Origin of the sequence: Chlorobium phaeovibrioides (assembly GCF_003968655.1) — a bacterium.
Taxonomy (GTDB): domain Bacteria; phylum Bacteroidota; class Chlorobiia; order Chlorobiales; family Chlorobiaceae; genus Chlorobium; species Chlorobium phaeovibrioides.
The window spans coordinates 1-519 of the sequence record NZ_RXYK01000067.1 but is presented as its reverse complement, the minus strand read 5'-3'; the positions used below and the strand labels follow the sequence as shown (position 1 = coordinate 519).

At 45.3% G+C, this 519-nt stretch carries 1 protein-coding gene; it reads left to right on the top strand.

All coding sequences use genetic code 11. From position 1 onward, the window contains the following. On the top strand, positions 1 to 519 hold a 519-nt coding region (locus tag EKD02_RS09970; protein WP_500681132.1), incomplete at both ends, for a transposase.

Below are 519 nucleotides of genomic sequence, written 5' to 3'. Positions count from 1 at the left end.
CTGATTGCTCAAGGCAAGTGCCAATTCTACGACTATCCATCGGAATCGATTCGTGATCTTCGTGAGCTGCTGAGCCTGAAAAAACGCTTTAAAAAAGAGGAGCAAGGCCTCAAGGCTCGCATCAGAAATAATTTATTGGCTTTATACTTTCCTGAAATGGACCAGTATATCAACACTTGTCAACGGGACAGTTTATCGGTTATCGGCAACTGTTGTGATCCTTTGATAATTGCCGAAATGGAGTATGACACGTTTTATAACACTGTTGTCTGTGCCCGAAGAACGCAGAAGCAGGAGGAGCATTTATACCGGATCTGGCAAAGCGCTAAAGGGTCGATTGGCTGTAACGCAGGAGTTGCGGCAATCTACGAGGGAACTGTTCTGATCAAGCAATTGCTGGATATCAGAGCAGCAATACAGGAACTCGACAAGGTTATTCTAAACTTGTGCTCCGGTATTGAAGAGTACCCATACCTGCTCAGTATTCCGGGGATTGGGCCGGACACAGCATCAAAAATA